This window comes from Acidovorax sp. 100 (assembly GCF_003688355.1).
GTDB lineage: Bacteria > Pseudomonadota > Gammaproteobacteria > Burkholderiales > Burkholderiaceae_C > Acidovorax > Acidovorax delafieldii.
Window position 1 is genome coordinate 1,156,577 of record NZ_REFD01000001.1, and the last position, 25,145, is coordinate 1,181,721.

Below are 25,145 nucleotides of genomic sequence, written 5' to 3' on the forward strand. Positions count from 1 at the left end.
TCTGCCATGCACATCCTGCTGGTCAACAACTCCCCCATCCCTGTGTATGGCTACGGCGGCACCGAGCGAGTGATCTGGGACCTGGGCAAGACTCTGGTGCAGCAGGGCCACCGCGTGAGCTACCTGGTGCCCGAGGGCTCGACCTGCGAATTCGGCCAGGTACTGCCCATCCGGCCCGACGAGCCCTGGGAGGGCCAGATCCCGGCCGACGTGGACATCACGCATTTCCAGTTCAACCCACGCTCCGAGCTGTCCAAGCCCTACTTGGTGACCGAGCACGGCAACGCCCGCAAGCCCAAGCCGCTGCCCCGCAACACGGTGTTCCTGTCGCGCGACCATGCGGCGCGCTACGGATCCAGCGAATTCGTCTACAACGGGCTGGACTGGGCGGGTTATGGCCCGGTGGACTTTGACCGCCCGCGCTCGCACTACCACTTCCTGGGCAAGGCGGCCTGGGGCGTGAAGAACGTGCGTGGCGCCATCAAGGTGGCCAAGATGGCCGGGGTGGAGCTGGACGTGCTGGGCGGCAACCGCATCAACTTCAAGCGCGGCTTTCGCTGGACGCTGTCGCGCAAGATCCACTTTCACGGCATGGTGGGCGGCACGCAGAAGACGGGCCTGCTCAACGCCTCGCGCGGGCTGATCTTTCCGGTGCGCTGGCACGAGCCGTTCGGGTTGGCCGTGATCGAGAGCCTGTACTTTGGCTGCCCCGTGTTTTCCACCCCCTACGGCGCCTTGCCCGAGCTGGTGCCCGTGCACTGCGGTGTGCTGACAGACCAGGCCTCGGTGCTAGCCGAGGCGGTGCGGGGCAACCGCTTTGACCCGCGCGCCTGCCACCAGCATGTGGTGGAGCACTTTGGCGCCGAGCGCATGGCCCGCAACTACCTGCGCATGTACGAACGGGTGCTGGCGGGCGAAACCCTCAATGCCCAGCCGCCCGTGATCCAGGGCCCTGCGCGCGAACTGCCCTGGAGGCAGTGAGGCACCCCCTGAGGTGCTTCGCACCTTCCCCCTCTCCTGCGGGAGGGGGACGCCACCCGTGGCCTGGCAAAGCCAGCTCCACGGTGGCACGGGTTTGACAGCGCGCCGGTTTTTGGCGTCCTGTTCATATCGGGGAGGCTGCTGCGCGGGTTTTGGGGCGTTTTTGGCCGCAAGCGCTTTTCCAATATGCCTCTGGTGCTATAGAAATAATAGTTATTGGTGGCCGGCAGTGGAGTTTCCACCCGGCGCGGTGGCCTGCTGCCACTCCTGGGCCAGCAACGCCACCAGCTGCGCCGCTGGCATGGGCCGCACCTGGGCCACCCCCTGGCCCGCCCACAGCGACAGGCAGTCCGCCTGGCCCGCCTGGGCGGCCGCGCGGCGCAGCGCGCCCGTCAGTGCGTTCTGCACGGGGTAGGGTGGCACGGTGGCCTCGTCGGCCTGCAGGGCTTGCATCATGCGGTTGACGATGCCGCGTGCTGGCCGGCCCGAGAAGATGCGGGTGGTGCGCGTGTCGGTGGCCTGGGCGCGTGCCAGGGCCTCGCGGTACGCCGGGCCAATCGCCGACTCGGGGCAGGTCAGGAAGGCCGTGCCCATCTGTACCGCCTGGGCGCCCAGCGCCAGCGCACCCGCAATGCCGCGCCCGTCCATGATGCCCCCCGCAGCGATCACCGGGATGGACAGGGCCTGCACACACTGCGCCACCAGCGGCAGCGTACCCACCATGCTGGCCGCAAAGTCGGCCAGCGATGGCGCCGCTCCGGTGGCGCCGGGCTGTGTGGGCGTGAGGAACGTGCCCCGGTGCCCCCCGGCTTCCATGCCGGAGGCGCAGACGGCATCCGCGCCCACGCTGGCCCAGGCCTGCGCCTCGGCCAGCGTGGTGGCGGTGCCGATCACGTAGCTGCCTACGGCCTGTAGCCTGGCCACCTGCGCCGCCGTGAGGATGCCGAAGGTGAAGCTGGCCACGGCCGGGCGCGCGGCCACCAGGGCGTCGAGCTGGGCCGCGAAGTCCTCACACCACTGTGCGGGCCGCTCGGGCACCAGGCCGAACTCCGCGTAGAACGGCGCCAGGCGCTGCAGTGCGGCTTGCACCGTGGCGTCGTCCGGCGTTGGGGTGGCCTGCACAAACAGGTTCATGCCAAAGGGCCGGTCGGTGCGGCGGCGCACCTCGGCGGCGGCCTCGGCCATGGCAGCGGGCGAGCGCATGCCGCAGCCCAGCATGCCCAGACCACCGGCCTTGGACACGGCGGCGGCCAGTGCGGGTGTGTCCGACCCGGTCATCGGGCCCTGGATGATGGGCAGCGCAAGGCGCAGGTGGGTGGTGAAGGCGGCGGGCATGGGGGCTCCTTGTGCGATCTGTGGGAGAGGGGGTCAGGTCGATGTGGCGGGGCGGTGTGCTTCGCCGGCGGTCAGTGCGGTCCGCAGCGCGTCCAGCGCGGGCGACCGGTAGCCGCGCCGGTGCACCAGCACTGTGTTGCAGGTGGCCAGGGGCACCAGGCGCAGCGCAGGCGGCTCGCGCATCAGGTCGATCACGGCCTGGGGCACCACGCTCGCGCAGCGACCGGTGGCCACACAGGCCAGGATGGCGTGGTACGAGGCCAGCTCCAGCACGCGCGGCGGGCTGTCGTCCTTTTGCTGCATGAAGGCCTCGCCCATGCGGCGGTAGGTGCAGCCGGGGCTGAAGGCGGCCAGGGTGTCCAGCTGCAGGTCCTGGGGCGTGTGCACGGGCGGGTGGTCGGCGGGCAGGGCCAGCAGCAGGGCCTCGGCAAACACGGCGGTGTGCTCCACCGGCGCGTCGGCGTCGATGCCCGGCGGCGGCCAGGCCACCAGTGCGCAGTCGATGGTGTGGGCCAGCACCTGCTCCACCAGCTGGCGCGAGGGGGCGGTGGACAGCTCGAGCACCAGCCCGGGCCACTGCGCATGCAGCCGGGCCAGCGGCTGCGGCAGGCGTGCGGCGGCTGTGCTTTCCATGGCGCCCAGGCGCAACCGGCCGCCGGGCTGGCCGGGGTGCACCGACTGGCGGGCCTCTTCGGCCAGCGCCAGCAGGCGGTCGGCATAGCCGCGCAGTGCCTCCCCGGCAGGCGTCAGCACCATGCGTTTGCCCTCGCGCAGGAACAGCGTGGCGCCCAGTTGCTCTTCCAGCTGTTGCACGCGCGTGGTCACGTTGGACTGCACGCGGCCCAGCCGTTCGGCCGCGCGGGTCACGCTGCCTTCCTGCGCGACGGCGCGGAATATTTCGAGCGCTGCCAGATCCATAGATATTCTTGTTATGAGATGATTAATAAAAAATAAATCTCAAAACAGAATCATAGACTGGAAACCGCCTGCATGGAACCGCGCACCACCCCCCAAGACCGTCCCTTGGCTGTAGCACTGGCGGGCATGGCCGCACTGGCGGTGGCGATGGGCGTGGGCCGGTTTGCCTTCACCCCGCTGCTGCCCATGATGCTGCACGACGGCGTGGTCACGCTGGCCGGCGGCAGCTGGCTGGCCACAGCCAACTACCTCGGGTACCTGATCGGAGCGCTGGCCTGCATGGCGCTGCCCTGGGTGGCGCCCCGTGCGCGGCAGCGGTGGCATGCGGCGCGGCTGGCGCGCTGGGGGCTCGCGGCCACGGTGTTGCTCACTTTGGGCATGGCGCTGCCGTTGCCGGGCGCCTGGCCCGCGCTGCGGTTTGCGGCCGGGGTGGCCAGTGCGCTGGTGTTCTTGAACGTCTCGGTGTGGTGCATGCTGCGGCTGGTGGCGCTGGGCCAACCCGCGCTGGGCGGGTTGATCTTTTGTGGCCCGGGGCTGGGCATCGTGCTCACCGGCCTGTCGGCCAGTGCCATGGTGGCGCTGCAGTGGCCTGCCGCAGCGGGCTGGGCGGTGTTTGGGCTGCTGAGTGTGGGGCTGTGCGCTGCCATCTGGCCCGTGCTGCGGGGTGTGGCGATGCCCGGGTCGGCCGCAGCCTCCGGCCCGTTGGTGGACGGCTCCACCCCCGGCCACGGAGTCTGGGCGCGCACGGGGCTCACGCTGGCCTATGGGCTCGCAGGGCTGGGCTACATCGTCACGGCCACCTTTTTGCCCGTGATTGCGCGCGCTGCCTTGCCTGCGGGGTCGCCTTGGCCCGACCTGTTCTGGCCGCTGTTTGGTGCCGGCGTGGCGCTGGGCGCGGCGTTGTCCACCCGCACCCCGGCCGCGTGGGACCGGCGCTGGCTGCTGATGGCAGCCTACGTGGTGCAGGCCGGGGCCATCGCGCTCAGCCTGGTGTGGCCGGGGCCTGCGGGGTTTGCGCTGGGCAGCCTGCTGTTGGGCTTGCCGTTCACTGCCATCACCTTTTATGCCCTGCAGGAAGCGCGGCGCGTGTGGCCTGCGGCGGGCGACAGTTTTCCGGGCCTGCTCACGGCGGCCTACGGCATCGGTCAGATCGTGGGCCCGCCCATGGTGGCATGGATGCTGCACCACGCGGCCACGCAGGGGCAGGGCTTTGTCTACGGGCTGGCCGTGGCCGCCGCAGCGCTCGGTGTGGGTGCGGTGCTGTATGCCGCCATGGCCTGGCGCTGGCCCCTGGCGCCCCGCGCGGCAGCGCGCTGAGCACACGCGAATGCAGGCGCCGATCAGTGCGTGGATGGTGCCAGCGGCAGCGCCAGCACAAAACACGCGCCGCTGTCGCCGTCAGCACGGTCCTGGCAGTGCACGGTGCCGTTGTGGCGGCCGGCAATCGACCGCACCAGCGCCAGCCCCAGGCCCACGCCGCCCGCGCGCTCGCTGGCGCCCGGCAGCCGGTAGAAGGGCTCGAAGATGCGCTCGCGCTGGCCGGGCGGTACGCCCGGGCCGTGGTCACACACATGCACCTCGGCGCGGCCCTGGCGGCGGTGCACCACCACGGTGATCTCGCCGGTGCTGTAGCGGCGTGCGTTTTCCAGCAGGTTGCGGATCGCCCGGCGCAGCAGCTTCGCCACGCCGCGCACCTCCAGCGAATCGGGGCTCGCGCTCACGTCCAGGTCGGCGTCCACCCGCGCGCATTCCTCGGCGGCCAGGCCAATCAGGTCCACCAGTTCCACGGTGCCCACGTCGGCCTCGCGCGCGTCGAGCCGGCTGGCCAGAAGGATCTCGTCCACCAGCTGGTCCAGCTCGGCGATGTTGCGCAGGATTTCTTCGCGGAAGGCGGGGGAAGGCTGCTGGCCACCCATCAGCTCCAGCCCCATGCGGATGCGGGTCAGGGGCGAGCGCAGCTCGTGCGAGGCATTGGCCAGCAGCGACTTGTGCGACTTGACCAGGGTTTCCACACGCTCTGCCGCTGCGTTGAACTGGCGCGCCAGGTCGGCCACCTCGTCCTGGCCCTGCTCGGGCACCCGCACCGACAGGTCGCCTTCGCCAAACTTCTTCACGCTGCGCTGCAAGGCCTCCAGCCGCTGCGTGAGGCGGCGGATGATGGGGTACACGCCCACCGCTACCGCCAGACCCACGATGCCGAGCAGCCACAAGAAGCCGAAGGGCGGGCGGGTCCAGAAAGCCGCCTCGTCCTGGCCGGGGCCACCGGGTCGGCCGCCGTTGCGGCCCATGCGGGGCTGGCGTGGGGCCATCTGCAGGGTGAAGATCTGGCCGTTTTCCGCCTCGATGTGGAATTCCACCACCTCGCCCGGCTCGGACGGCTGGCGCGTGGCCATGCCGCGCAGCACCAGGTTGCCCCCCGGGTCGCGCACCGCCATCTCGCGCGAGGGCGGCACAAACGGCTGGTTGTTTTGGGCCTTTTGTTCCTCGGCAATGCGCCAGGCCCAGCCCACGGTGAGCGTCAGCACCGCCATGCCACCGACCACGGCGAGCCAGATGCGCAGATAAAGGCGGCGGGAAAAAGGGTTGGTCAAGGACATGCGTGGGGCGACAGCGCAGGCAGCGGGGGCTGCGTCAGCGGTCAATCTTGCTGCTTGGCAAACACATAACCGACACCGCGCACCGTGAGGATGCGGCGCGGGTTCTTGGCGTCGGCCTCGATGGCCGCGCGGATGCGGCCCATGTGCACGTCGATGGAGCGGTCAAACGCCTCCAGCTCGCGACCGCGCACGGCCTCCATGATCTGGTCGCGCGTGAGCACCCGGCCCGCGCGCTCGGCCAATGCCACCAGCAGGTCGAACTGGTACGAGGTGAGGTCCGCCAGCTGCCCCGCCACGGTCACGGTGCGCGCGTCGCGGTCGATCTCCAGCGTGCCAAAGCGCAGCACCTGGGTGGCGGCTGCCGCGCCGCCACCATCCGTGCGCCGGCGCAGGATGGCGCGGATGCGGGCCAGCAGCTCGCGGGGCTCAAAGGGCTTGGGCAGGTAATCGTCAGCACCCAGCTCGAGCCCGATGATGCGGTCCATGGGGTCGCCCTTGGCGGTGAGCATGAGCACCGGCACCTGCGCCGCGTTGCCCTGCAGCGAGCGAATGCGGCGGCACACTTCCAGTCCATCCATGTCGGGCAACATCAGGTCCAGGATCACCAGGTCGGGCAGCGGCCCGGCATCAGGACCCTGCAGCTGCGCCAGGCCACTTTTGCCATCGGCACGGTGCGTGACCTGCAGGCCCGACTGGCCCAGATACTCGCCCACCATCTGCGCGAGGCGGGCGTCGTCTTCGATCATCAGCAGTTGGGAGCTCATGGGGGCAGTGTAGTAGCGAGGCTTTGAAACTGTCTTCATGGTCCGGCCCAGCCGTCTCCCCGTGTTGAAGCCCCCGTAAAGTTCCGGTAAACCGGGTGGCGAGAGGCTTCAGAAATTGCTATTGATTTAGTAGCTGTCTGGACATATGAATCAGGCGCCACCGACCTTCTGGATGCGCGATGCCAGCCACACCAGCACCAGCACCGGCAGCCCCAGCAGTGCCGTGGAGGTGAAGAACTGGGCGTAGCCAAACGCATCCACATAGTCGCCCGAGAAGCCCGCCACGAACTTCGGCAGCAGCAGCATCATCGAGCTGAACAGCGCGTACTGCGTGGCGGAGTAGCTCACGTTGGTCAGGCTCGACAGGTAGGCGATGAACGCGGCCGATGCAATGCCGCTGGCCAGGTTGTCGGCAGACACCACGGCAATCAGCGCCGTCACGTCATGCCCGTGGCCCGCCAGCCAGGCAAACAGCAGGTTGCTGGCGGCGCTCAGGATGGCGCCCAGCATCAGGATGCGCATCACGCCAAAGCGCATGGACAACACGCCGCCCACGAAGGCGCCAGCGAGCGTCATGATCACGCCATAGATCTTGGTCACGGCGGCCACTTCGTCCTTGGTGTAGCCCATGTCCACGTAGAACGGGTTGGCCATGATGCCCATCACCACATCGCTGATGCGGTACACGGCAATCAGCGCCAGGATGAGCGCCGCATGCCAGCCGTAGCGGCGCAGGAAGTCGGCAAACGGGGCCACCAGTGCGCCCTGGATCCACTCGGCAGCGTTCTTGGCGGGGGGCAGCGCCACGGGTGCAGGCTCACGCGAAAACAATACGGTGACCACGCCCACGGCCATCGATGCCGCCATGGCCAGATAGGCCGCCTGCCAGGCGCCGTTCTGGTACGCGGCGGCACCCAGGGCCACGGCCTGGCCGGCCGCGGGCGCGACCTCGGAGCGCGCGGCAATCCACAGCACACCGGCTCCGGCCCAGATCATCGCGAGGCGGTAACCCGTCTGGTACGACGCCGCCAGCGCGGCCTGGTGGTTGGCGTCGGCCGATTCGATGCGGAAGGCATCGAGCGCAATGTCCTGCGTGGCCGAGCCAAACGCCACGGCCAGCGCGCACCACACGATGGGGCCCAGTGTGAGGCGCGGGTCGGCCAGCGCCATGCCGATGAGTCCCGCCACCACCACCAGCTGTGCCAGCAGCAGCCAGCTGCGCCGCCGCCCGAGCAGCCGCGTGAGCACCGGGATGGGCATGCGGTCCACCAGCGGCGCCCACACCCACTTGAAGCCGTAGGCCAGGCCCACCCAGCTCAGGTAGCCGATGGTGCTGCGGTCGATGCCCGCCTCGCGCAGGCGAAAGCTCAGCGTGCCCAGCACCAGCAGCAGCGGCAGCCCGGCCGAAAAACCCAGCGTCAGCATGCGCAGGCTGGCGGGCTCCAGGTACACGCGCAGGGTTTGCAGCCAGGGCGTGCGCGGGGGCTTGTCCGGGGCGGTAGCGGGAGCGAGGCTGGGGGTGGAAGATGTGGAGGTGTCTGACATGGGCGAGCGGGGGTTTTGTCTATCATCGCCGACGCACCCTTGTAGCCATCCTGTCAGCCTCCATCTGCGCGGCAGGCTCTGGTGTGTTGTGTGCCAGCGCTGCTCATTATTCCTTCTGGGATTGCCTTGTATGTGTCTTTTCTGCCCCGCTCCTTCCGTCGCGCCGTCGTCCCCCTGGTCCGCCCGCCGCGCGTTCCTGCTGGCAGCGAGCGCCGCTGCGGCCACGCCGGTGCTGGCACAGGTGGACGTGGGTTCGGCATCCAGCCTGCGCAAGCTCGTGCCCGCCGAGACGCTGGAGCAGTCTGCCGCCCAGCAGTACCGCCAGATGCTGGAGCAGGCCCGCGCCAAGCGCGCGCTGGCGCCCGACAACCATCCCCAGCTGCAGCGCCTGCACGCCATCGCCAAGCGGCTGATCCCGTACGCCACGCCCTGGAACGACCGCGCCCGCCAGTGGCGGTGGGAGGTCAACCTGATCGGCAGCTCGCAGATCAATGCGTTTTGCATGCCCGGCGGCAAGATTGCGTTCTACACCGGCATCCTCGACCAGCTCAAGCTCACCGACGACGAGGCCGCGATGATCATGGGCCACGAGATGGCCCATGCGCTGCGTGAGCACGCACGCGAGCGCATCGCCAAGACGCAGGGCACCAACCTGGCGCTGCGACTGGGCTCGCAGCTGCTGGGGCTGGGCGACCTGGGGCAGGCGGCCGCCGGTCTGGGCGGGCAATTGCTCACGCTGCAGTTCAGCCGCTCGGACGAAAGCGAAGCCGACCTGGTGGGGCTGGAGCTGGCCGCGCGCGCGGGCTACCAGCCGTCGGCCGCCGTGAGCCTGTGGCAGAAGATGGGCAATGCCAGCGGCAGCAAACAAGGCGGGCTGGCGTTTTTGTCCACCCACCCATCCGGCCCCGCGCGCATTCGCGAGCTGGAGCAGAACGTGCCCAAGGTGCAAGGCCTGTACGAGGCCGCGCGCCGCAACGGTTGACCTGCGAGATTCCGCAGGCTCGAAGCCTCTAAGACTGAGCCGCCAGGGTGCTGCTGGCGGCGTCTTCCCCCGCGAGCTGCACCCGGTTGCGCCCCGCGTGTTTGGCGGCATAGAGCGCCTGGTCTGCGCGGGCAATGGCGGCCTGCAGGTCGTCGGGCCCGTGCACCAGGGCCACGCCAAACGACAGCGTCAGGGCCAATGGCTCGGGGCCGACGGGCAGTGGCGCCCGGGCGACAGCGGCGCGGATGCGCTCGGCCGTGGCGCTGGCGGCGTCCAGCGGGCTGGCGGGCATCAGTGCCAGGAACTCTTCGCCACCCCAGCGCGCCAGCACATCGCCCTCGCGCAGGTTGTCGGCCAGCACCTGGCCCATGGCCACCAGCACCTGGTCGCCCACGGCGTGGCCGTACTGGTCGTTCACGCGCTTGAAGTGGTCCACATCGCACAGCAGCAGCGTCACCGGCGCGCCGCTGCGCCGGCTGCGCTCCAGCGCCTCGGTGGCCTGCGCGTCAAAGTGGCTGCGGTTGGCCAGGCCGGTCAGCGGGTCGCGCGTGGCCTGCTTGCGCAGGCGCGCCTCGGCAATGAGGATGGTGCGGCGGTAGAACGCCGACAGCGCTGCCGACATGGCAAACACCACGCAGATGTGCACCCAGTTCACGATCTTCACGCTGTGCGCGGGCAGCGGGTCCAGCGGCCCCACGGCGTCGCTCAGCATGTGCAGGCCCAGGTAGTAGGCCAGCAGTGCCAGCACCATGGGCGCGGCATAGCCGCGCGTGTTGGCGATCACGATGGCGGGGATGAACATCAGCAGGTAGTAGTGAAAGCCGCTCTCCCAGCCGATGAGCAGCGAGCCCAGGGCCGAGTGCCCGATCACCTCCAGCCAGATCAGGGCCAGTGCAGCGGTGTTGTAGCGCTTCTGGATGAGCCGGTAGGCGCCCAGGTACATGGCGATGCTCAGCACATTCACGGCCGCCAGCGGCATCGAGCCCAGCCACAGAAACAGCAGGATGTAGCCCGCGTCGATGGCAGCGGCCGTCAGCGCAACCCGCTGCACCATGGCCCAGTAGGCCTTGCCCGCGAGGCTGGAGCCGCGCTGGGGTTCAAGCGGGGGGCGCGGCGCGTTGGATGGGGTCATGGCACGGGGGCACGGGCGGCCTGCAGAGGTGGCAAACCGCTCCATCGTAGCCCCCGGCGGTGTCGGGGGTGCGGCGAACTGGCTGGTATCCCGGGGTCTGATCGCCGCTGGGCACCCGGCGGCGCGGAGCACGCAACCAGGGCCTGTGACGGCCTCTGGCAACCCATTTCAAGCCCAATCAGCTGGATGCGCCAGTGGAATATGCCCGGCGTGCTATGAATAAGAGAGCATTAATGGTCTGTGCTCAGGTACCGCCCACGTAGGGATTGCTTTGCCGCTCGCGCCCGAAGGTGCTCTCGGGCCCGTGGCCAGGAATGAACACCGTCTGGTTGCCCATGGGCCACAGCCGCTGCGTGATGCTGTCGATGAGCTGCTGGTGGTTGCCCTGGGGAAAGTCCGTGCGGCCAATGCTGCCCGCAAACAGCACGTCGCCCACAAACGCGCGGTCGATCTGCGGCGCGTGGAACACCACGTGGCCGGGCGTGTGGCCGGGGCAGTGGCGCACGGCCAGCGTCTCGTTGCCGATCTGCACGGTGTCACCGTCTTGCAGCCAGCGCGTGGGGGTGAAGTGCTGCGCGGGCGGAAAGCCGAACATGGCGCTTTGCTGCGGCAGCCCGTCGATCCAGAACTGGTCGCCCGGGTGGGGGCCGACGATGGGCAGCGACAGGCGCTGGGCCAGCTCGCCCGTGCCGCCGGCGTGGTCGATGTGCGCGTGGGTGAGCCAGATCTGGGACAGCGTCAGCCCGTGTTCTTCCACCGCGGCCAGCAAGGTGTCCAGGTCTCCGCCTGGGTCGATCACGGCGGCCTGCCGGGTGGCGTCGCACCAGACGATGGAGGCGTTCTGCTGGAAAGGAGTGACGGGGACGGTGAGGTAGCGGAGCATCGGATGGAGGCAGTAAACCCATCGCCCATCGGGCCAGGGCTGCTTTCTCCCAGGGGGCGATAGCGGGCTGGCGCGGCGGCGGCAGGGCCGGAAGGCAACAGCCGCGAGTTTCGCACAGGGTCTGTGCAGCGCCCGCCGTCCCTTGGCGGCCGCTTGGGGCCTCAGTCGGCGTCCACAGGCCGGCCCAGCAGCCGGTTCACGGCGGTGCGCAGGCCCTCGAGCGACGTGGTGTTGAGCACGAACACCACAAAGCCCTCGATCTGGCTGCTCAGCAGCTCAAAGCGGATGTGCAGGAACACCACCAGGTGGTTCTGGATGCGGGTGCCCAGGATGGTGCGGCTGTCGCCCATGTCGAACCGTGGCGGGCTCAGTTCGAACTCGTGGCCCAGCAGGTCGGACAAGGCGGCGATGCAGGCGTTGAGCATCACGTTGCCCACCTCGGTCAGCGCATCCTGCTCGATGGCGCTCAGGTCTTCGCTGGGCACGTTCTGCCCGGCGACGATGCGCACGATCTCCAGGCTGCGGTGGCCTGGAAAGATCAGCAGTGCATCGCCGTTGAGCACGCCGCGAAACGGCTGGCGCACGCCATACATGGGGTGGCCCTGGGCGCCCAGTTGCTGCGCCGCCTCGCTCACGGTGAACACGCTGACATGCGGCACCGACAGCAGCACCTCGTCGCGCAGCAGGCTGCCCATGGCGGCGGCGGCCTTGCCCACGCCGATGTTGAAGATCTCGCTCAGTGCATCGATCTGTTCGGCGTCTAGCTGGATGGGCATGTCAGGCTCCTGCGAGGGCGATGAGCTGTTGGGCGGCTTGGGCCGTGATGGGCTTGGCAATGAACACCATACCCGCTTCCTCGATGCGCTCCTGCACGGCGTTCTGCACATTGGCCGTGAGGATGGCAATGGGCACCCGGGGCAGCAACTGGCGCAACGCCAGTGCGGCATCCAGGCCGTTCATGCCGTGCATGTTGAAGTCCATGGAAACCAGGTCCACGGGGTTCTCGCGCGCCAGCTGCAAGGCTTCTTCGCCGCTGCTGGCATGCACGATGGTCCAGTCGGGGTGGGTCTGTTGCACCAGGCCCTGCAGGATCAGGCGGGACATGCGGCTGTCATCCACAATCAAAAGGCGCAGGCTCATGGTTGTTGTGTCGTTGGTTAAGGTCAGAGTTCGGGGTGCGCCGCCTCGTGGGTCAGCACCCGGTTGCGGCCGGCGGCCTTGGCGCGGTAGAGCGCCGCGTCGGCATCGGCCATCAGCGGCTCGATGCCTGTGTGGTGGCGCTCGCTGGCAGCCATGCCGATGGAAATGGTGAACGTGACCGGTTGCCCTGCAGGCGACGCCAGGCCCAGCTGTGCGATGGCGCCCCGGATGCGCTCGGCCACCTGGCCTGCGCTGTCGGCGCTGGCATGGGGCAGCAGCGCGGCGAATTCTTCCCCGCCCAGGCGGCCGAGCAGGTCGGCCTCGCGCAGGGCCTGGCCGATGGCCTCGGCACAGGCGCGGATGGCGGTGTCGCCCATCTGGTGGCCGTACCGGTCATTGATGCGCTTGAAGTGGTCGATGTCGATCATCAGCACGGTGCAAGGTTGTCCATGGCGGCGGCAGTGGTCGAACAGGGCGGTGCTGCGCACCATGAAGGCCCGGCGGTTCAGCAGGCCGCTGAGCGCGTCGCGCGTGGCCAATTCGCGCAGCTGGGCCTCCAGGGCCTTGTGGGTGCTGATGTCAAAGCCCCACAGCAGGTGGGCCAGCTGGCCCTCGACGTCGATGAGGCGGGCCGACAGCGAGCTCCAGCGCGGGGCATGGGTGCCGATCTGCGCCTCCATGGCATCGACCTGCCCGTACTGGTCCAGGGTCTGCATGAAGCGCTGGCGTGTGTCGGGGTCGTGCAGCAGGTCGGGCAGAAACAGGGTCTGAGGAGCGGTTTTGAGCCCCAGGCGCTCGGTCAGCCGGTGGTTGATGAAATGCACGCGACCGCTCTCGACCTCGGCCAGCAGCACGTCGCTGGGGCTGGTGTCCAGGATGAAGCCCAGCAGCGCGCGGCTTTCTTCGAGTTTGCGCGTGCGCCGGGCCACGCGGTCTTCCAGCTCACGGTTGGTTTGCGCCAGCTGCCGCGATGCGGCTTTGGCGGCGCGTGCATCCTGCACCAGCCGGGCAATCAGCAGCGTGGTGCCCACGAGCAGAGCGCTCAGCACCACGCTGAGCACGATGAAGCGCTGGTGCAGCTGCTGGCGCGCCTGGTCTGTCTGCTGGGTGCTGAACAGGTGCACGGTGGCCACCGCCTGGCGCAGGCGCTCCAGCAGCGCATCGGACTGGCGGGTGATGTCTTCGGCCACGCGCAGCGCCTGAGTGGGTGTGGCCGTCGCCTGCGTGCGCCGCGCCGCGGTGCTGCCGGGCTCGTTGGCGCTGCCGCTGGCCTGCGACGACCAGCGCTCCACCTGAGTGCGCAACCCGTCCAGGCCCTGTGCGGTGTCCGGCAGTGCCTCGCGCAGCTGGGTGCTCACGCGCGGTCCGCGACCGCTGGTGTCGAGGGTGCTGTACAGCACGTCCAGCCGGTCGACCAGGTCTTGCGCGCTGGCCTCCCGGGCCCGCAGCTGGCGCGCCAGCAGACTCACCCGCGCCAGTTCGTTGTGCACGCTGGCGATGTACCAGAGGTCGTTTTGCTGGTGGGGCTGCGCAAGGTCCTGGGCCTGGCGCAGCGTCCACCACAGGGCCGCAGAGGTGCCCAAAGCCATGGCCACCACCAGGGCCAGCAGCCGGTGGGTGGTGCGTGTGTTGCTGGCGGCGGGCTGCTGCTTAGCGGATGGAGACAGCATGGACCTGCCAGATGGTGCGGTTGACGTAGTCCTGGCCCTGCTGCAGAGCGGGGTGGGCATCAAACGGGTAGATCAGGATCAGTGGCCCCTTGTCGCGGATGCCCATGCGCTGGCCGTCCCGCCGGTAGGCCAGCACGGGGTTGTAGCGAAGCAGGTCGCTCCAGGGGATCACGACGGCATAGTCGTTCAGGGCCATCAGCACGATGCGGCTGCGTTCGCCTCCCCCGAGCTGCTCCACCAGGTGGCGCAGCGGAACACCGGTCCAGCGGTGTGTACCCGCCATGCCCAGCGCGGGGGGCAGGGCGGTAGTGATGTCTAGCGCTGGCAGTCGCTCCAGGGCCTGCAGGTCGCAGGCCTGCGCCTGGCCGTCGCCGGCAGGCTGCAGTTGCAGCACGCTGCGGCCCTGGGGGGCTGGGCACAGCGGGGCGGGGTGGGCCCACAGCGGCAGGCACAGGCTCAAAGGTCCGAGCAGGGCCACCAGGGTGGCGTCTGTGCGGGCCCGCAGGGCAGCCAGGAATCGGAACAACATCGTCACCACTTTCACATCCAGCCAGCGCGCCGGGGACCTGGAATGGCTCCAGGTGCGGCAGCTGGCACGGCTTGACTATGCCCGTGAAAGCAGGAAAACCGACTGCCGTCCAACGGAAAATTGCCGCGAGATGGGTGGTTTTGACAATTGTTGACGGTTTTTGGGGGCTTGTGGGTGACTGCCGGGGCTGAAGACTACAGGTTGGTCGCCGCAACCACTTCGCTCATGTCGGTCAGGCCCTGCAACACCTTTTCGATGCCGTCCTGGCGCAGGGTGAGCATGCCGGCGGTGAGCGCAGAGTGCCGGATGTCCGAAGCCGGGGCCCGGTGGCGGATGTGCTGGCGAATGGCTTCGTCACTCATCATCAGCTCGTGGATGCCCAGGCGACCGTGGTAGCCGTGGCCTTCGCATTTGGCGCACCCCACGGGGCGCCACATCCGCAGCTCGCCCTGGGCGCCGCCGTATTGCTGGCGCCAGCGTCCGATCTGCGCCTGGCGCGCCTCGGCGGTGTTGTGGGTGCCACTCTCCAGGTACTGCGACGCCAGACCCGCCAGCATGTCGTCGTCGGCCACACGCGGCTCGCGGCAGGCGGTGCACAGGCGCCGCACCAGGCGCTGCGCCAGGATGGCCAGCAGCGAGTCCGAGAAGTTGAAGGGGTCGAGGCCAATTTCGAGCAGGCGCGCAATGCTCTCGGGCGCGGAGTTGGTGTGCAGGGTGGAGAGCACCAGGTGCCCGGTGAGCGAGGCCTCGATGGCGATGCGCGCCGTCTCCTCGTCGCGCATCTCGCCGATCATGATCACGTCCGGATCAGCGCGCAAAAAGGTTCGCATGGCGGCGGCAAAGGTCCAGCCGATGCGTGGGTTCACCTGCACCTGGCGCAGGCCCTCCTGCGTGATCTCGATGGGGTCTTCGGCCGTCCAGATCTTGCGGCCTGCGGTGTTGATGTCGCGCACCACCGAGTGCAGCGTGGTCGTCTTGCCGCAGCCCGTGGGTCCACACACCAGCACCAGGCCATAGCTTTTTTGCACCACCGCACGCAGCGCCAGCAGATTGGGCTGGCTCAGGCCGATGTTCTCCAGCGGCAGGGGCTTGGCGCCTGCCAGCAGGCGCAGCACCACGTCCTCCAGTCCGCGCGAGGTGGGCACCGTGACCACGCGAAGCTCCACCGGAGGGCCGCCAAAGCGGGCAAAGTCAATCTTGCCGTCCTGCGGTTTGCGGTGCTCCGAGATGTCCATGCTGGCCATGATCTTGATGCGTGCCACCATCGCAAAGCGGTAGCGCGCGGGCAGCTCCAGGTAGGGCACCAGGTCGCCATCGATGCGCAGGCGCACGCGCACGTTGTGCGGGGCGGGTTCGGTCTCAATGTGGATGTCCGACGCACGGTGGCTGATGGCTTCGTCAATCACCGAGTTGATGAGCCGCACCAGGGTGTTGTCCGACTCGCTGATCACGTCGGCCTGCTCGGTGTCTGCGTCTGGCGACGCAGTGGCCAGGTTGGTCAGCAACTCCTGCGAGGTGGCGCGTGCGCCTGCTGCCGCCCCGCCCGCGTCGGCAGGGCGGGTGCGGTAGGCCTTGTGGATGGCGGGCATCAGCGTGCCGGGCGCTGCGCGCAGCGGGATCAGCCGCCGCTGGGTCAGAAAGCGGATCTCGTCGATCAGCACGCGGTCCCAGGGGTCCGCCATCAGCAGCACCAGCGCGTCCTCGCGTGCGATCAGGGGCAGCACGGATTCGCGCTCGGCCACGGCACGGGGGATGAGTGCCAGGGCCGGCGCTTCCGGCGTGATGTCGCCGGGGTGCACGGTGTATTCACCCAGCCAGGTGGCAATCACGCTGCGCAACTGGTCCTGGGTGAGTGCCCCCCGGTCCACCAGGATCTGGCCGATGGGCCGCTGCACGCCATTGCCGCGCTCCTCCTGCTGCGCCTGCAGGCCTTCTGCCAGGTCCGGCGTGGACAGCAGCCCCGCGTGGACCAGCGCCTCGCCCAGGTGCCGGGCCTTGCCCACCGTGGGGTGGGGGGTGGAGATCTGACGCCACAGCGCTTCGGCGCTCTGGGGGCGAAAACTGTGGGCGGGAGGCGGGGCGGAGGTGCTGGCGTCGGTCATCGGGGGCAGAGGGGCTGGGGCAGGGCTCAGAGGGTCAGTGCGTAGTCCACCGTGATGGGTGCGTGGTCCGAGAACTTTTCGCCCTTGTAGATATGTTCAGCACGCGCCAGCGCCGCGATCGCAGGGGTGGCCAGGTGGTAGTCCAGCCGCCAACCCACGTTGTTGGCATAGGCCTGGCCGCGGTTGCTCCACCAGGTGTAGGCGGTATCGGTGGCGGTAGGTTGTAACTGACGGTAAACGTCTATGATGCCGCCGCCTTCATCAGTTGTGTGCAACAACTTTGTCATCCAGGCGCGTTCTTCGGGCAAAAAACCACTGTTCTTCTGGTTGCTGCGCCAGTTTTTGAGGTCGATTTGCTGGTGCGCAATGTTGATGTCGCCACACAGGATGAAGTCGCGCTCTGCCTTCAGGCGCATGAGGTGGGGGTGGAACTCCGCCAGAAAGCGGAATTTGGCCTGCTGCCGCTCTTCGCCCGACGAGCCGCTGGGAAAGTACGCACTGATGATCGACAGCTTGCGGGCGGGCGTGTCAAAACGCACCTCGACGTATCGGCCTTCTGCATCGAACTCGGTCGATCCATAGCCAATGACTACATCCGACGGCACGTGCCGCGTGTAGATGCCGACGCCCGAATAGCCCTTTTTCTGGGCAAAGTGGAAGTGCCCCTGCAGGTCGGCCAGGCGCTCGAAGCGGTTGGCCATGTCGGCGGCCTGGGCCTTGACTTCCTGCACACAAATACAATCCGGCCGCGTGGCTGCCATCCAGCTTTCCACGCCTTTGCTGGTGGCCGAGCGGATGCCATTGAGATTGAGGCTGGTTAACTTGAACAAGGATTTCCCCATGGTGGATGTTGGCGTGCAAACCCCCGAACAGGGCCAGCTGGCGCAGGATTTCGTCCGTTTTGCCGTCGAGTCGGGCGTGCTGCGGTTTGGCGAATTCAAGACCAAAGCCGGGCGCCTGAGCCCCTATTTTTTCAACGCCGGACTGTTTGACGACGGCCGCAAGATCGGCCGGCTCGCGGAATTCTATGCAAAAGCCCTGCTGGCCAGCGGCATCGAATTCGACATGGTGTTTGGCCCCGCGTACAAAGGCATTCCGCTGGCTGCCACCGTGGCGGTGGAGTTGGCGCGCCTGGGCCGCAACGTGCCCTTTGCCTACAACCGCAAGGAGGCCAAGGACCACGGCGAAGGTGGGACCCTGGTGGGCGCGCCTCTCCAGGGCCGGGTGCTCATCGTGGACGATGTGATGTCGGCCGGCACGGCCGCCCGCGAGTCCATCGCCATCATCCGCGCCGCCGGCGCCACGCCCCACGCAGTGGCCATTGCGCTGGACCGCCAGGAGAAAGCCACCGAGAATGGCCAGGATGTGGACCACAGCGCCGTGCAGTACGTGCGCAACCAACTGGGCATGCAGGTGTGTGCCATTTCACGGCTGGCAGACTTATTGCTCTTTCTTGAGCAGAATGGGGAAGAGGGGATGCGTTCCCACCACGAAAAGGTGCTGGCCTACCGCCAGCGTTACGGCGTCAACGAGGGGTAGATGGTTTGAGCAAATCGGCGTGGATCATGGGCGGGGTTCTGTTGGCCACCCTGGGCGCCGATTGGGCGCGGGCGCAAGCCCCCGGGACATCCAGCGGCATCTACACCTGCGTGGACCGCAATGGCCGGCGCCTGACGGCCGACCGTCCGATCGCCGAATGCCTGGACCGCGAGCAGCGGGAGCTCGGGCCCTCGGGCATCGTACGGCGGCAAATTGGCCCCTCGCTGACCGAGCAGGAACGCGCCGCGCAAGAAGCGCAGCGCCGCAAAGAGGCCGAAGCCCGTGCCCGCGAGCTGGAAGAGCGCCGCCGCGAGCGCGCGCTGACGGCCCGCTATCCCGACAAGGCCACGCACGATGTGGAGCGCGCTGCGGCCATTCAGCTCGTCGATGACGTGACCGCCACCGCCGAAAAGCGCCTGGTCGAACTGGCCCAGCAGAGCAAAGCCTTCGATGTGGAGATGGAGTTCTACAAAAAGGACCCCAACAAAGCCCCCATGGCGCTGCGCCGCAAGATTGCCGAGAACGAAGACAGCATTGCCGAGCAGCAGCGCTTCATTGCCGGGCAGGACCAGGAAAAGCGCCGCGTGCACCAGCGCTTTGACGTGGAGCTGGCCCAGCTGCGCAAACTGTGGGATGCGCAGCGCATGCCACTGCCGGGCACAACGCCTGCCAGCGACGCCTCCGCTCCAGCCGCCACGCGGTGAGGCCCGCGGGGGGCACTTCACCTGCCATTGGCCTGCGACGTCCGCCACCCCATTGAGAAGATCCAAACAACAAAGGGCCTAGCGGCCCTTTGTTGTTGGTGTTGTTGCCAGTCGGCGTGCGTCAGCCCGCCAGCTTGGCGCGCAACAGTTCGTTGACCTGCGTCGGGTTGGCCTTGCCCTTGCTGGCCTTCATGATCTGGCCGACCAGCGCGTTGAAGGCCTTGTCCTTGCCCGCGCGGAACTGCGCCACGTTGTCGGGGTTGGCGGCAATCACCTCGTCGATGATCTTCTCCAGCGCGCCGGAGTCGTTCATCTGCTTGAGGCCCTTGGATTCGATGACGGCATCCACTTCGGTCGACTCTCCGATCCACAGCGCATCAAACACCTGTTTGGCGGCGTTGTTGGAGATCGTGCCGTCGGCAATGCGGCCGATCAATGCGGCCAGCTGCGCTGCAGTCACAGGAGCTTGCTCGATACCGGTCTCCGCCATATTCAGGCGGCGCGACACCTCTCCCATGATCCAGTTACTGGCCAGCTTGGGCTGGCTGCAGGCTTTGGCGGCAGCTTCAAAGTATGCCGCCATGGCCTTGCTCTGCGTGAGCGTGGTGGCGTCGTACTCGGGCAGACCATAGTCCGCCACAAAACGGGCGGCCATGGTGCGAGGCAATTCAGCCATCTGCGCACGTTCATCCTGCACCCACTGCTCTGAAATGTGTAGCGGAGGCAGGTCCGGGTCCGGGAAGTAGCGGTAGTCCGCCGCGTCTTCCTTGGTGCGCATCGCGCGGGTTTCGCCCGTGTCGGGGTCGAACAGCACGGTGGCTTGCTGGATTGCATGACCGTCTTCGATCTGCTCGATCTGCCAGCGAATTTCGTAGTCGATGGCCTGCTGCATGAACTTGAACGAGTTCAGGTTCTTGATCTCGCGGCGCGTGCCCAGTGGCTGGCCAGGCTTGCGTACGGACACGTTGGCATCGCAGCGGAAGCTGCCCTCCTGCATGTTGCCGTCGCAGATGCCGATCCAGGTCACGATCTTGTGCAACTCCTTGGCATACGCCACGGCCTCTTCGGACGAGCGCATGTCGGGTTCGGTCACGATCTCCAGGAGCGGCGTGCCCGCGCGGTTCAGGTCGATACCACTCTGGCCGATGAAGTCTTCATGCAGCGATTTGCCTGCGTCTTCTTCGAGGTGGGCGCGCACCAGGCGCACGGTCTTCTTCTCGTCACCCAGAAAGAACTCGACCTCGCCGCCCTGCACCACCGGGATCTCGAACTGGCTGATCTGGTAACCCTTGGGCAGATCAGGGTAGAAGTAGTTCTTGCGCGCGAAAATGCTCACGGGCGCAATGTGGGAGCCGAGGGCCAGTCCCAATTTGATAGCGCAGGCCACGGCTTCGCGGTTCATCACCGGCAAGGTGCCGGGCAGGGCCAGGTCCACGGCGCACGCCTGGGTGTTGGGCTCGGCGCCAAAGGCGGTGGGAGCGCGGCTGAAGATCTTGCTCTGGGTGGCGAGCTGGGTGTGGGTTTCGAAGCCGATGACAACTTCGTAGCCATGGATCAGTTTGGCGGTCATGTCAGAAGCCCTCCGGACGGCGGAGGTGGAAGTCGGTGGCTTGCTGCAGGCGGTGCGCAGCGTTCAGAAGGCGGGCTTCCTGGAAGTAGTTGCCCAGCAGCTGCAAGCCGACGGGCATGCCGCCCTCGCCAAAACCGGCGGGCACGCTCATGCCGGGCAGGCCGGCCAGCGAGCCGGGCAGGGTGAAGATGTCGGCCAGGTAGTTGGCCAGCGGGTCGTTGCCGTGGTCGCCCAGCTTCCAGGCCACCGTGGGGGCCACGGGGCCGGCGATGACATCGCATTCCTTGAACGCGTTCTGGAAGTCGTCGGCGATCATGCGGCGGATCTTCTGTGCCTGCAGGTAGTAGGCGTCGTAGTAGCCGTGGCTCAGCACGTACGCGCCAATCATGATGCGGCGCTTGACCTCGTCGCCAAAACCTTCGGCGCGGGTCTTCTTGTACATGTCCACCAGGTCGGTGTAGTCCTTGGCGCGGTGGCCGAACTTCACGCCGTCAAAGCGGGAGAGGTTGGACGACGCCTCGGCCGGGGCAATGATGTAGTAGACCGGGATGGACAGCTGCGTGCGCGGCAGGCTGATGGGCACGAGCTTGGCGCCGAGCTTCTCGTATTCCTTCAGGGCACCATCTACGGCGGCGCGCACATCGGGCGCCAGGCCTTCGCCAAAGAACTCGGCCGGGATGCCGATGCGCAGGCCATCGATGCTGTCGTTGAGCTTGGCGCTGAAGTTTTCGGCAGGAACATCGAGCGACGTGGAGTCGCGGTCCGGGTCCGGGCCGCACATGGCGGACAGCAACAGTGCGCAGTCTTCAGCCGAGCGGGCCATGGGGCCGGCCTGGTCGAGGCTGGAGGCAAACGCGATCATGCCGTAGCGGCTGGCGCGGCCATAAGTGGGCTTGATGCCGGTGATGCCACAGAACGACGCGGGCTGGCGGATGGAGCCGCCGGTGTCGGTGCCGGTGACGGCCGGGGCCAGGCGCGCGGCCACGGCCACGGCGCTGCCGCCGGACGAGCCGCCGGGGATACGGTCCGTGGCCCAGGGGTTGCGCACCGGGGCGGGGGCGTCAAAGCCCACGGGGGCGACGGCGGAGTTCTCGTTGGCCGAGCCCATGGCGAACTCGTCGCAGTTGAGCTTGCCCAGCGTCACGGCGCCCGCGTCGGCCAGCTTGGTGACCACGGTGGCGTCAAAGGGCGACTGGTAGCCAGCGAGCATCTTGGAGCCCGCAGTGCTGGGGAAGCCTTTGGTGACAAAGATGTCCTTGTGCGCAATCGGCACGCCGGCCAGGGGGCCTGCGGTGCCTGCGGCAATGGCGGCGTCCTGGGCGCGGGCCTGGGCCAGGGTGATGTCCGGGTTCACGGCCACGTAGGCGCCCAGGTTCTGGTGGGCCTGCGCGCGGGCGAGGAAATGCTGGGCGGCCTCGACGGCCGAGACGCGGCGTTCGCGCAGCTCGGCGGCCAGCTGGGCCACGCCCAGGTCATGCAATGCGGTGGAAGTCATGCGGCGGGGCTCTTACTCGATCACTTTGGGCACGAGGAACAGGCCTCGTTCGACGGCGGGGGCGCTTTGCTGGTTGGCTTCGCGCTGGTTGGGCTCGCTGGCCACGTCCTCGCGCAGCCGCAGGGCCACGTCCTGGATAGCTGCGACGGGGTGGGCCAGGGGCGTGACGCCCGAGGTATCCACAGCCCGCATCTGTTCCACGATGTCAAAGAAGCCGTTGAGCTGCGTGAGCATGCGCTCACTTTCGGAGGGCGTCAGCTCAAGCCGCGCCAAGTTGGCAATGCGGCCGATGTCCTGGGGGGTCAGTGCCATAGGGAGGAGAATCTAGAGAAACCAGAAGTAAAGCTGTGATCCGGGCTGCGCCGGAGGGAGTTATTCACAGGGGATGGGGTATTATCCCGGCTTTGCCGCAAAGCTCCTGGAATGGGAGTCAATTGCGTGAAAAAAGCCCATAAACACCCCCCTGAATACCTGGCGATGGCAGGCCGACGCGCATGCCGTGCCCGAGAGGATTTTTGAATGTTCGGAGCTTTCCGTCGGTATTTCTCCACCGACCTGGCCATTGACCTTGGCACAGCCAACACCCTCATCTTCGCCCGCGACAAAGGCATCGTGCTCGACGAGCCCTCCGTTGTCGCCATCCGCCACGAAGGCGGGCCCCATGGCAAGAAAGTCATCCAGGCCGTAGGCCACGAGGCCAAGGCCATGCTGGGCAAGGTGCCCGGCAACATCGAAGCCATCCGCCCGATGAAGGACGGCGTGATCGCCGACTTCGTGATCACCGAGCAGATGATCAAGCAGTTCATCAAGATGGTGCACCCGCGCACGCTGTTCACCCCCAGCCCGCGCATCATCATCTGCGTGCCCTGCGGCTCGACGCAAGTCGAGCGCCGCGCCATCAAGGACGCGGCCGAGGCCGCAGGCGCCACGGCGGTCTACCTGATCGAAGAGCCCATGGCCGCCGGTATTGGCGCGGGCCTGCCGGTGTCGGAAGCCAGCGGCTCCATGGTCGTGGACATCGGCGGCGGCACCACCGAAGTCGGCGTGATCTCGCTGGGCGGCATGGTCTACAAGGGCAGTGTGCGCGTCGGTGGCGACAAGTTCGACGAAGCCATCATCAGCTACATCCGCCGCAACTACGGCATGCTGATCGGCGAGCCCACCGCCGAAGCCATCAAGAAGAACATCGGCTCGGCCTTCCCGGGCTCCGAAGTGCGCGAGATGGAAGTCAAGGGCCGCAACCTCAGCGAGGGCGTGCCACGCAGCTTCACCATTTCGTCCAACGAAGTGCTGGAAGCCCTGACCGACCCGCTCAACCAGATCGTCTCGGCCGTGAAGAACGCGCTGGAACAAACCCCCCCCGAGCTTGGCGCCGACATTGCCGACCGCGGCATGATGCTCACCGGCGGCGGCGCTCTGCTGCGCGACCTGGACCGCCTGCTGGCCGAGGAAACCGGCCTGCCCGTGCTGGTGGCCGAAGACCCGCTGACCTGCGTGGTGCGCGGCTGCGGTATCGCCCTGGAGCGCATGGACCGCCTGGGCAGCATTTTCACGAGCGAGTAAGTCGGCAGGCCTGTATGCTGCAGGCACTTTTTTTGCGCTCTGAATTGCATGACTGCACCTGCTCCAATGCTTGTTTCTGAGCACCCGCCCGTGGAGCCCGCTCCCCGCGGCAGATCCTGACCGCTGCGCACCATGCCCTTGGGTACTCTGGAGCGCAGCGCTCCCCCTTTCTTCAAACAGGGCCCTTCGGCCCTGTCGCGTTTGGCCGTGTTCAGTGCGCTGGCGCTGTTCCTCATGGTGGCCGACGCACGCTTTCAGATTACCGGCCCCTTCCGCCAGGCCGTGGCCACGGTGCTGTACCCGGTGCAGTGGCTCATGCTGCAGCCGGTGGAGTTCGCGAGCCACGGGCGCAGCTATTTCCAGTCGTTGCAAACCGCGCAAGAAGACCTGGATGCCGCCCGCAAGAAGATGACCGTGATGGGCCAGCGCGCCAACCAGGCCGACCAGCTGGCCATGGAAAACCAGCGGCTGCGCAAACTGCTGGAGCTGCGCGACCGGCTCCAGACCCCTGCCCAGGCGGCCGAAGTCATCTACGACACCGCAGACCCCTACACGCGCCGTGTGGTGCTGGACCGGGGGCAGCTGGGCGGCGTGGAGCTGGGCGCTCCGGTGATGGACGAGGCCGGCGTGCTGGGCCAGGTCACCCGTGTGTTTCCGCTGGTCAGCGAAGTCACGCTGCTGGTGGACCGTGACCAGGCGATTCCGGTGCTGAACATCCGCACCGGCGTGCGCGGCGTGGCCTATGGCGACCCGGTGGCGGGCCATGGTGGTGGCATGGAGCTGCGCTTCATGCCCGCCAACGCGGACATCCGCGAAGACGACCTGCTGACCACCAGCGGCGTGGACGGCCTGTATGCGCCGGGCCTGCCCGTGGCGCGCGTGGTGAAGGTGGAGCGTCGTGCCGACTCCGCGTTTGCGCGCATCTACTGCGTGCCTTTGGCGCAGGTGCAGGGTGCGCGCCATGTGGTGGTGCTCAAGCCCCTGGCCGACAACGAATTGCCCCGCCCGGATGCGGCCCCCGCCGCGCCCGCGAACAAACGCGGGGGCCGCAAATGAGCCGCCGCCTTGCCCCGATGACCCCGACACAAGGAGGCCCGCGATGATCATGCCGCGGGGTGAGCCCCTGCTGATGCCGGTGAACCCGGTGTTCATCTGGGCCAGTCTGGCTGCGGGTCTGGCCATCAACATGCTGCCGCTGGGCCGCGTGGTGTGGATGCCTGATCTGCTGATGGTGTTGCTGGTGTTCTGGGGCGTGCACCAGCCGCTGCGCATTGGCATGGGGGCGGCCTTTGTGCTGGGCCTGTGCATGGACGTGAGCCAGTCTGCGCTGCTGGGCCAGCATGCGCTGTCCTACACCGTGCTGTCGTTCGGAGCCATCGCCATCCACCGCCGTTTGCTGTGGTTCAGTGTGCCATCGCAAGCGCTGCAGGTGTTTCCGCTGTTTGCCGTTGCTCATGCCATCGAGCTGCTGCTGCGCATGGCGGCGGGCGGAATTTTCCCGGGGTTCTGGAGCTTTCTGGCCCCGTTCCTGGAGGCGCTGCTGTGGCCCCTGGCCAGCTGGGTGCTGCTGGCGCCCCAGCGCCGCCCGCCCGACAAAGACCAGAACCGGCCGTTGTGAACATGAGGCAACAACCCCCTGAGCGGCAGCGCTGCCTCCCCCTTGTCTCGCAGTGCTGCGCGCTGCGGGAAGGGCTGC

24 protein-coding genes are annotated in these 25,145 nt (G+C 67.8%); 8 read left to right on the forward strand and 16 right to left on the reverse strand.

What is annotated here, in order from left to right; all coding sequences use genetic code 11:
• Window positions 1-6 precede the first annotated feature (6 nt).
• Window positions 7-981 (forward strand): glycosyltransferase, encoded by a 975-nt coding sequence (locus C8C96_RS05400; protein WP_121941697.1) that lies wholly within the window; start codon window positions 7-9, stop codon window positions 979-981.
• 213 nt (window positions 982-1,194) lie between these two features.
• On the opposite strand, the gene C8C96_RS05405 is transcribed toward C8C96_RS05400, so the two are convergent.
• The gene (locus tag C8C96_RS05405; RefSeq protein WP_121941698.1) at window positions 1,195-2,316 is read right to left on the reverse strand and encodes a nitronate monooxygenase family protein; all 1,122 of its coding nucleotides are present in this window, start codon (window positions 2,314-2,316) and stop codon (window positions 1,195-1,197) included.
• A gap of 33 nt (window positions 2,317-2,349) precedes the next feature.
• On the reverse strand, window positions 2,350-3,234 hold the full coding sequence (locus tag C8C96_RS05410; protein WP_121941699.1) for a LysR substrate-binding domain-containing protein: 885 nt from the start codon (window positions 3,232-3,234) through the stop codon (window positions 2,350-2,352).
• A gap of 72 nt (window positions 3,235-3,306) precedes the next feature.
• Between C8C96_RS05410 and C8C96_RS05415 the strand changes: the two genes are divergently transcribed.
• Window positions 3,307-4,551, forward strand: a complete 1,245-nt coding sequence (locus C8C96_RS05415) for a YbfB/YjiJ family MFS transporter (RefSeq protein WP_121941700.1) — start codon at window positions 3,307-3,309, stop codon at window positions 4,549-4,551.
• A 23-nt stretch (window positions 4,552-4,574) separates the two neighbouring features.
• Here C8C96_RS05415 and C8C96_RS05420 read toward each other — a convergent pair whose 3' ends face one another.
• The 3 genes from C8C96_RS05420 to C8C96_RS05430 form a co-directional block, all read right to left on the reverse strand.
• The gene (locus tag C8C96_RS05420) at window positions 4,575-5,831 is read right to left on the reverse strand and encodes an ATP-binding protein (RefSeq protein WP_121941701.1); all 1,257 of its coding nucleotides are present in this window, start codon (window positions 5,829-5,831) and stop codon (window positions 4,575-4,577) included.
• A 41-nt stretch (window positions 5,832-5,872) separates the two neighbouring features.
• Complete coding sequence (locus tag C8C96_RS05425) at window positions 5,873-6,595, reverse strand: response regulator (RefSeq protein WP_056057318.1); 723 nt, start codon at window positions 6,593-6,595, stop codon at window positions 5,873-5,875.
• Window positions 6,596-6,745: 150 nt separating this feature from the next.
• Window positions 6,746-8,140 carry an AmpG family muropeptide MFS transporter gene (locus C8C96_RS05430; RefSeq protein WP_056057321.1) on the reverse strand — a complete coding sequence of 465 codons (1,395 nt, stop codon included), beginning with the start codon at window positions 8,138-8,140 and terminating at the stop codon, window positions 6,746-6,748.
• A 130-nt stretch (window positions 8,141-8,270) separates the two neighbouring features.
• Here C8C96_RS05430 and C8C96_RS05435 point away from each other — a divergent pair, with 130 nt between their 5' ends.
• Complete coding sequence (locus tag C8C96_RS05435) at window positions 8,271-9,122, forward strand: M48 family metallopeptidase (RefSeq protein ID WP_121941702.1); 852 nt, start codon at window positions 8,271-8,273, stop codon at window positions 9,120-9,122.
• Between the two features lie 28 nt (window positions 9,123-9,150).
• Here the strand turns inward: C8C96_RS05435 and C8C96_RS05440 are convergent, their stop codons facing one another.
• From C8C96_RS05440 to C8C96_RS05475, 8 genes are all read right to left on the reverse strand, one after another.
• Window positions 9,151-10,254, reverse strand: coding sequence for a GGDEF domain-containing protein (locus C8C96_RS05440; protein WP_121941703.1), 1,104 nt, complete (start codon window positions 10,252-10,254; stop codon window positions 9,151-9,153).
• 244 nt (window positions 10,255-10,498) lie between these two features.
• Window positions 10,499-11,137 carry an MBL fold metallo-hydrolase gene (locus C8C96_RS05445; protein ID WP_121941704.1) on the reverse strand — a complete coding sequence of 213 codons (639 nt, stop codon included), beginning with the start codon at window positions 11,135-11,137 and terminating at the stop codon, window positions 10,499-10,501.
• 161 nt (window positions 11,138-11,298) lie between these two features.
• Window positions 11,299-11,913: a hypothetical protein gene (locus tag C8C96_RS05450; protein WP_056057432.1), complete on the reverse strand. Its 615-nt coding sequence runs from the start codon at window positions 11,911-11,913 to the stop codon at window positions 11,299-11,301.
• Between the two features lies 1 nt (window position 11,914).
• Window positions 11,915-12,277: a response regulator gene (locus tag C8C96_RS05455; protein WP_199737444.1), complete on the reverse strand. Its 363-nt coding sequence runs from the start codon at window positions 12,275-12,277 to the stop codon at window positions 11,915-11,917.
• Window positions 12,278-12,300: 23 nt separating this feature from the next.
• Complete coding sequence (locus C8C96_RS05460; RefSeq protein WP_121941705.1) at window positions 12,301-13,947, reverse strand: GGDEF domain-containing protein; 1,647 nt, start codon at window positions 13,945-13,947, stop codon at window positions 12,301-12,303.
• Window positions 13,928-14,476, reverse strand: a complete 549-nt coding sequence (locus C8C96_RS05465) for a molybdopterin-dependent oxidoreductase (protein WP_143227300.1) — start codon at window positions 14,474-14,476, stop codon at window positions 13,928-13,930. Before C8C96_RS05465 ends, C8C96_RS05460 begins: the two co-directional genes overlap by 20 nt.
• A 194-nt stretch (window positions 14,477-14,670) precedes the next feature.
• Window positions 14,671-16,578: a GspE/PulE family protein gene (locus C8C96_RS05470; RefSeq protein ID WP_056057444.1), complete on the reverse strand. Its 1,908-nt coding sequence runs from the start codon at window positions 16,576-16,578 to the stop codon at window positions 14,671-14,673.
• Between the two features lie 26 nt (window positions 16,579-16,604).
• Window positions 16,605-17,408: an exodeoxyribonuclease III gene (locus C8C96_RS05475; RefSeq protein ID WP_121943894.1), complete on the reverse strand. Its 804-nt coding sequence runs from the start codon at window positions 17,406-17,408 to the stop codon at window positions 16,605-16,607.
• 10 nt (window positions 17,409-17,418) lie between these two features.
• Here C8C96_RS05475 and pyrE point away from each other — a divergent pair, with 10 nt between their 5' ends.
• The gene (gene pyrE, locus C8C96_RS05480) at window positions 17,419-18,117 is read left to right on the forward strand and encodes an orotate phosphoribosyltransferase (protein WP_121941706.1); all 699 of its coding nucleotides are present in this window, start codon (window positions 17,419-17,421) and stop codon (window positions 18,115-18,117) included.
• Window positions 18,118-18,143: 26 nt separating this feature from the next.
• Window positions 18,144-18,821 (forward strand): DUF4124 domain-containing protein, encoded by a 678-nt coding sequence (locus tag C8C96_RS05485; RefSeq protein WP_370107348.1) that lies wholly within the window; start codon window positions 18,144-18,146, stop codon window positions 18,819-18,821.
• 121 nt (window positions 18,822-18,942) lie between these two features.
• Here C8C96_RS05485 and gatB read toward each other — a convergent pair whose 3' ends face one another.
• From gatB to gatC, 3 genes are read right to left on the reverse strand one after another with little or no spacing between them, the layout of a single operon-like run.
• Window positions 18,943-20,391: an Asp-tRNA(Asn)/Glu-tRNA(Gln) amidotransferase subunit GatB gene (gene gatB / locus C8C96_RS05490; protein WP_121941708.1), complete on the reverse strand. Its 1,449-nt coding sequence runs from the start codon at window positions 20,389-20,391 to the stop codon at window positions 18,943-18,945.
• 1 nt (window position 20,392) lies between these two features.
• A complete protein-coding gene (gene gatA, locus C8C96_RS05495) occupies window positions 20,393-21,886 on the reverse strand; it encodes an Asp-tRNA(Asn)/Glu-tRNA(Gln) amidotransferase subunit GatA (RefSeq protein WP_121941709.1) in 1,494 nt (497 codons plus the stop codon).
• A 12-nt stretch (window positions 21,887-21,898) separates the two neighbouring features.
• Window positions 21,899-22,198 carry an Asp-tRNA(Asn)/Glu-tRNA(Gln) amidotransferase subunit GatC gene (gene gatC / locus C8C96_RS05500; protein WP_008907365.1) on the reverse strand — a complete coding sequence of 100 codons (300 nt, stop codon included), beginning with the start codon at window positions 22,196-22,198 and terminating at the stop codon, window positions 21,899-21,901.
• Between the two features lie 207 nt (window positions 22,199-22,405).
• Between gatC and C8C96_RS05505 the strand changes: the two genes are divergently transcribed.
• From C8C96_RS05505 to mreD, 3 genes are all read left to right on the forward strand, one after another.
• Complete coding sequence (locus C8C96_RS05505; RefSeq protein ID WP_008907364.1) at window positions 22,406-23,449, forward strand: rod shape-determining protein; 1,044 nt, start codon at window positions 22,406-22,408, stop codon at window positions 23,447-23,449.
• 132 nt (window positions 23,450-23,581) lie between these two features.
• The gene (gene mreC / locus C8C96_RS05510) at window positions 23,582-24,505 is read left to right on the forward strand and encodes a rod shape-determining protein MreC (RefSeq protein ID WP_056742141.1); all 924 of its coding nucleotides are present in this window, start codon (window positions 23,582-23,584) and stop codon (window positions 24,503-24,505) included.
• A 43-nt stretch (window positions 24,506-24,548) separates the two neighbouring features.
• Window positions 24,549-25,067 (forward strand): rod shape-determining protein MreD, encoded by a 519-nt coding sequence (gene mreD / locus C8C96_RS05515; RefSeq protein ID WP_056057460.1) that lies wholly within the window; start codon window positions 24,549-24,551, stop codon window positions 25,065-25,067.
• Window positions 25,068-25,145: the final 78 nt, after the last annotated feature.